Origin of the sequence: Thermus islandicus DSM 21543 (assembly GCF_000421625.1) — a bacterium.
GTDB lineage: Bacteria > Deinococcota > Deinococci > Deinococcales > Thermaceae > Thermus > Thermus islandicus.
Genome location: NZ_ATXJ01000042.1, coordinates 1 through 5,163, shown reverse-complemented (window position 1 = coordinate 5,163; position 5,163 = coordinate 1). Strand labels below are relative to the sequence as shown.

7 protein-coding genes are annotated in these 5,163 nt (G+C 64.3%); 4 read left to right on the top strand and 3 right to left on the bottom strand.

Translation table 11 applies throughout. From position 1 onward, the window contains the following. The 3 genes from H531_RS0112150 to H531_RS0112145 all read right to left on the bottom strand — a co-directional run. Window positions 1-423: DUF4277 domain-containing protein (locus H531_RS0112150; protein ID WP_028490846.1), on the bottom strand; the 423-nt coding region annotated here is incomplete at its 3' end. A gap of 112 nt (window positions 424-535) precedes the next feature. Continuing rightward, window positions 536-976: a hypothetical protein gene (locus tag H531_RS14100; RefSeq protein ID WP_084521417.1), complete on the bottom strand. Its 441-nt coding sequence runs from the start codon at window positions 974-976 to the stop codon at window positions 536-538. Between the two features lie 12 nt (window positions 977-988). Next, window positions 989-1,486, bottom strand: a complete 498-nt coding sequence (locus H531_RS0112145; RefSeq protein WP_022799585.1) for a TIR domain-containing protein — start codon at window positions 1,484-1,486, stop codon at window positions 989-991. 103 nt (window positions 1,487-1,589) lie between these two features. On the opposite strand from H531_RS0112145, the gene H531_RS0112140 reads away from it, so the two are divergent. The 4 genes from H531_RS0112140 (at window position 1,590) to dnaN (ending at window position 4,914) form a co-directional block, all read left to right on the top strand. Then, the gene (locus H531_RS0112140; protein WP_156860519.1) at window positions 1,590-2,030 is read left to right on the top strand and encodes a hypothetical protein; all 441 of its coding nucleotides are present in this window, start codon (window positions 1,590-1,592) and stop codon (window positions 2,028-2,030) included. A gap of 209 nt (window positions 2,031-2,239) precedes the next feature. Then, a complete protein-coding gene (locus H531_RS0112135) occupies window positions 2,240-2,479 on the top strand; it encodes a DUF6839 family protein (protein WP_033399355.1) in 240 nt (79 codons plus the stop codon). A 175-nt stretch (window positions 2,480-2,654) separates the two neighbouring features. Next, window positions 2,655-3,740 carry a hypothetical protein gene (locus tag H531_RS0112130; RefSeq protein WP_028490844.1) on the top strand — a complete coding sequence of 362 codons (1,086 nt, stop codon included), beginning with the start codon at window positions 2,655-2,657 and terminating at the stop codon, window positions 3,738-3,740. An 85-nt stretch (window positions 3,741-3,825) separates the two neighbouring features. Next, the gene (gene dnaN / locus H531_RS0112125) at window positions 3,826-4,914 is read left to right on the top strand and encodes a DNA polymerase III subunit beta (RefSeq protein ID WP_022799581.1); all 1,089 of its coding nucleotides are present in this window, start codon (window positions 3,826-3,828) and stop codon (window positions 4,912-4,914) included. Window positions 4,915-5,163 lie beyond the last annotated feature (249 nt).

The window sequence follows — 5,163 nt, the reverse complement described above, 5'->3', positions numbered from 1 at the left end:
GTACCGCCCGTGCACGTGGAAGCTGGTGGCGTCCGCATGCAGGGCCCGCACCGGGAAGGGGAAGGCCTGGCGTGCCCTTTTGGCCACCTCCAGGAAGAGCTCCGTCACTCCCGCCTGGTAGAGGCTGTCCAGCATGCGGCCCATGCGGTCGTCGTTCAAAAGTTCGGGGGTGATGCCGGGCGCCAGGAGCAGCTCGGTGGGCTTGCCCTGGAAGAAGTGGTCGAAGAGGTAGAGGGGGGAGGTGACGAAGCCCAGGGCGTTCAGAATGGCCGCTTTCAGGGCCACCCCCGTGCTCACCTTTTCCCCCGGGCGGGGGCCCACCCGTTCGTCCACCAGGGGGACCAGCCCGATACGGTCCACGATGCTGGCCACCAGGCCCAGGTGGCCGAGGTCGTACACCTGTAGGTCGGGTGTGGCTGCCATCCCAAAATCCTAACGCGGAGGGAGGAGGGGTGCGGAATGTGGGTCGGAAAGCACACGTTCGTGCAAGTCAAAGATCGTGCTCATAGCTGATCTCCTGCAATTTCCCCGCCGGCTAACCGATGACTAGTTCTTTCGCAAGCCATATCATTGCAAAGAGGGCAATGTAGAACGGCCAAATAGAAAATGAACCAAGAGCACAGACCCATTTCTTCCAAAGAGGTCCCTCTGGCGTAACCCAGTAAACATCCTCCGCTACTACTTTGCCCTCGTGGAGTTTTTTGACGAAAGAATTATAAGCCGCACGAAATCCTCTTTCAAGCGCGAGGTAGTAAGCGTCTAATACAAGAAAAAGGGTCGTCGGTATCAGCGCAAGAAGAGCGTAATTGGGCTTGCCTTTATCTGCGACAATTACGAGGATCGCCGACACCAACCCAATACACCATGCCTTAGATGAAGCGCTGTTAGCCGCCATGCGCTGGATTACTGACTGCATGATGGCCAGGTGTGCCTGCACTGCCGGCGATTCCGCCTTGATCTCCTTGTCTTCCTGCATAGCAAGTTCTCCTCAAGGGTATTTTTTGCGAATTTCAATAGCCTCCTCAACCCACTCCGCCAAATGTTCCTTGATGTAGTCGTAAACCTCCCGGCTGTCTGTGAAAGGTGGGTCGTAAGCCCTGACAACCTCCGAGAATGGTCGGCTGTTGAACGTAAAATCATCAAACGGGTTTTTCCCTTTCAGAGCTTGTTTGCCATCCTGGTCCTTCAGGTTGTGGATGTAGACACCGACCACACCTTTTCCATACTCCCATCCCTTCTTGATCTCGTAATTGATCCATTTCCTTCCAGCAGTCTGGTTACCGATGAGAACGACTACACAGGAGCGATACCCCATTTGCTCGTCAATCCACCGCTTAATGGCTTCGTCTCCACCGCGCTTGATTTGTTCCCAGTCATTGTCAGAAACTGGCTTATTGCCTTCCACGACCCCCATATTGCGCACTTGCGCTGCCCTCCAGGCATCAGCCTTGTAATGGAAGCTGAAAAATACTTGTCGCTTCGGCATGTGACACCTCCTCCTTATCTTTAATCTTTAAATATAGCACATTCAACTCCAGCAACCGGTGCAGGACCTCGCGGTGTGCGTCCGGCGAAATAGTATAGCGTATTTGACCGCGCTCGTTCTGGTAGAAGCCGTGGGCAGGGTCAATGTCGTCCCGGCCGTAGCATGCCAAGATGGCGCGGTCCATCTCGGCGTGGAGGTCGCGCAGGCGCTGGATGTCTTCGTCGCGACATGCGGGATCGTGGAAGGGGTTGTAGGTCTTGGCTCAGTACACGTCAAAACTGGGGACCACCCCTTTAGGATGAACCCGCACTTTCTCGCAACCTTGTTGCCCTACTATCCCCCCTTCCCCCTTTTCCTCGCCGCAGATGTAGTGCTCACTCCCTTGCTCGGGCAAAACCTGGTAGCGCTCGCTCCCCTGCCCGGGCAAAACTTTGTGGTGCTTACCCCTCTGCCCGGGCAAAACCTGGTAGTGCTCACCCCCTTGCTCGGGCAAAACTCTGTGGTGCTCGCCCTAGGGGGCGGGCACCGCTTTGTGGCGACCTAGTGGCCCTCGAGGCCCTTTCGGGGATGACCGGGCCCGCCTTGGTTTGCCCCTTCCGGGGATGACCCGGGCCTCCGGCTGGCCGCTTTCAGCTGGGCCTCGAGGTCCTTATGGCCTTCCCGGGAACCGGGCTCGGGGAGCCAGGGGGCTTGCGTCCCAGGGGCTGGGGGGCGGGGGAACCCGCCCCTCGGGCTTTCTGTGGAGGTGAGAGGATGGGCTACGTAGCCAAGGTAAGGGACTTGCCCCAGGGCGTGGTGCTCATTCAGGACTCGCAGGAAATCCAGTCGGTCCTCGAGCACATTGGGTGGCCGGAGGCTGCGGAGTGGTACGGCTGCCTCTTCGTGGAGCTCGGGGACGGGGAGTACCGCCGGGTCTGGGGAGTAGAGCGCTTCGTCCCCTACCTCGAGGAGCGGGCGGAGCTGCTCTACGAGGAGGGGAAGAGGGTGGAGTAAGCGCCTAAAGGCCCGGCAGGCGCCCCTTCCCCGCCCTCGAGGCCGCACCCTGCGAGGAGGGGGAGGGGTGTCTTAGCCACACGCTTTAGGGAGAAAGCAAACCTTGTAGCTAAGACGCCAGACCGAGGACCTGGGGGCCTGACGGCCCCACGGAGGAGAGTGGAGGTGAGGGAAAATGCTCGTCGAAGCGTCCCCCCAAACGCGCCTCAAGGTGGCCACCGCCCCCATCCGGGCCTTTCTCGGGGCGTTCCCCAAAACCAAGTCCACCGCGCACGAGGCCGTGGTGGTGCGGCGGGTGCCCGGGGAGCTCACCTGCGAGCGCGCCACGATCGAGGGTACGGGCTTCGCTAGGCTCACCCTCCGGGTCCCCGGGCCGGGGTCCTGGAAGGTCCGGGTGTGGGCCCGCCCCCTGGAGGAGCTCCTAGAGCGCCTCCCCCCGCAGGTCCTCCTGGAGGGGAGGGAAGAGGAGGCCCTCGAGGTCCATTCCGGTACCTTCCGGGGGAGGCTCTTCTCAGGTGAGGTGGACGAGAAGCCCTTCCCCATGCCGGAAGAGTGGTACGGGGAGGTCTTCACGGAGGAGCTCCGCCGCGCCCTGGCCCAGGTGATCCCCCACGGCAAGGAGAGAGAACTCGTGTTCTTCATCCCCTTCCGAGGCGACCTGGTGGTGGCGGCCACGGACGGGTACACCCTCGGGGCCTACCGCTTTCCCAGGGTCCCCTTCCCCCGGCCCTTCCGCCTCGCTACCCACCAGGCCAAGCTCTTCGCCTCCCTCCTCGAGGGCGCCCCGCCCCTGGTGCGGCTTGGGGTCTCCGGGGAGGTCCTGGCGGCGGAAGGGGCGTGGGACGGCCTGCGCTTCGCCGCCAGCGTGAAGTCCGAGGCCCGCTCTGACTTGGAGGTGGCGGAGATGCTGGAGCGCCATCTCACGCCCCGCCCCTACCGGGCGATCCTCAAGCGGCAGGCCCTCGCCAAGGCCCTAGGCCGGGCCGTCAAGGAGGCCACCCTCCTCCTGCAACCCGCCCCCGGAGGGCTTCGGGTGCGCTTCCAGGGGGAAGCGGAGGGGGAGGCCCTGGTCCCCGCCGTCTTCCCCCGGGCCTGGGAGGGAGAGATCGCGGTGGAGGCCAGCCTCCTCCGCCGAGCCCTCCAGGGCTTCGGGGACCGGGTGGTCCTGGCCCTGGACGAAGGGCGGAAGGTCCTCGCCCTCTTCTCGCCGGAGGAGGACCGCCGGGGCTTCTTCGCCCTGGTGGCCCTCCGCTCCGCCTGAGGGGGCCTCGAGGGGCGGTACCCTAGGAAGGGACCCCTCGAGGCCGCGCTAAAGCGCCAAAAGGAACGAACAAAGAGGAGGAGCCATGCGGATCCAAGCCGAGCTGAAGAGTGTCAAGAAGGCCCTGAACGCGGTAGCCCGGGCGGTGCCCTCCCGCGCCTCCAACCCCGTCCTCACCTACTTCTACCTGGAGGCAAAGGGCGGGGAGCTCGTCCTGAAGGGCTCCAACGGGGAGATCGACCTGAAGGTCTCCCTTCCCGCCCAGGTGGAGGGGGAAGGGGCGCTCCTTCTCCCCCGGGAGCCCTTCCTCTCCCTGGTGGGGAGCGCCTCCGGGGAGGTCCTTACCATGGAGCGGGCCGAGCGCCTCAAGCTCCGGGCCGGAAGCCTCCAGGCGGACCTGGCCTTCGCCTCCACCGAGGAGTACCCGGTGCTCTCCTTCCGGGAGGGGGGAAAGAAGGCGGCCCTGCCCCGGGAGGCCTTCGCCCAGGCCGTCTACCAGGTGCGCTACGCCGTGTCCAAGGAGGAGTACCGCGGCGTGTTCCGAGGGATCCAGCTGGAGTTTAGGGAGGGGGGCCTGAAGGTGGTGGCCGCAGACGGGTACCGCCTGGCCTGGACCGCCCTCGACCATCCCTTCCCCTTCGAGGCCACGGCGGTGTTCCCGGTCCTCCCCCTGCAGGAGGCCCTGCAGGCCCTGGAGGCGGGCGGGGAGGAGGTAGAGATACGCTTTGCGGACGGGCTCCTCGGGCTCCACTCGAAGGGGGAGGCCCTCGCCGTGACGGCGAACCTCTACCCCATGGAAGGAAAGTACCCGGACTACGAGCGGGTGGTCCCCAAGGAGTTCACAGCGCAGGTCCTGGTGGAAACCCAAGCCCTGAGGGAGGCCGTTCGGCGCCTCGAGGTGCTGGCGGACTCCCAAAACCGGCGCCTGGACCTGGCCCTCGAGGGGAGCCGGATCCGGCTCAGCGCGGCAGGGGACTACGGGGCGGGGGAGGAGGAGGTGCCCGCCCGGGTGGAGGGGGCCCTCGAGCTTTCGGTGAACGCCCGCTACCTGCTGGAGGCCCTTCCCAAGAGCGCCGCTACCCTCGTCCGCTTCTCGGGGCCCACCACCCCCTTTGTGGTGGGGCCTGACGGGGACGAGAGCTACCAGGCCGTGATGGCGCCCCTGAGGGTTTAGGCTGGGCTTGCGGCTGAGGCGCTAGGCCGGGGGGCGGGGGAACCCGCCCCTCGGGCTTTCTGCGGAGGTGAGAGGATGAACCACTCGGCTTATAGAAAAGAGGGGGTGTGGGGGAGCTATAAAACCCATCCCCTTCAGGGGTGGGATCCATGGACTCCTCCACGTGCCCAGCAGGGGACATAGCCCGGTGAGCCATAGGTGCGCTATACTGAGGGACTGAATGGCCGTACACCGCAAAGTCTACCGCTT

Coding starts and splice junctions, on each gene's coding strand:
- H531_RS14100 (WP_084521417.1), bottom strand. CDS start 976: ATGCAGGAAGACAAGGAGATCAAGGCGGAATCGCCGGCAGTGCAGGCA.
- H531_RS0112145 (WP_022799585.1), bottom strand. CDS start 1,486: ATGCCGAAGCGACAAGTATTTTTCAGCTTCCATTACAAGGCTGATGCC.
- H531_RS0112135 (WP_033399355.1), top strand. CDS start 2,240: ATGGGCTACGTAGCCAAGGTAAGGGACTTGCCCCAGGGCGTGGTGCTC.
- H531_RS0112130 (WP_028490844.1), top strand. CDS start 2,655: ATGCTCGTCGAAGCGTCCCCCCAAACGCGCCTCAAGGTGGCCACCGCC.
- dnaN (WP_022799581.1), top strand. CDS start 3,826: ATGCGGATCCAAGCCGAGCTGAAGAGTGTCAAGAAGGCCCTGAACGCG.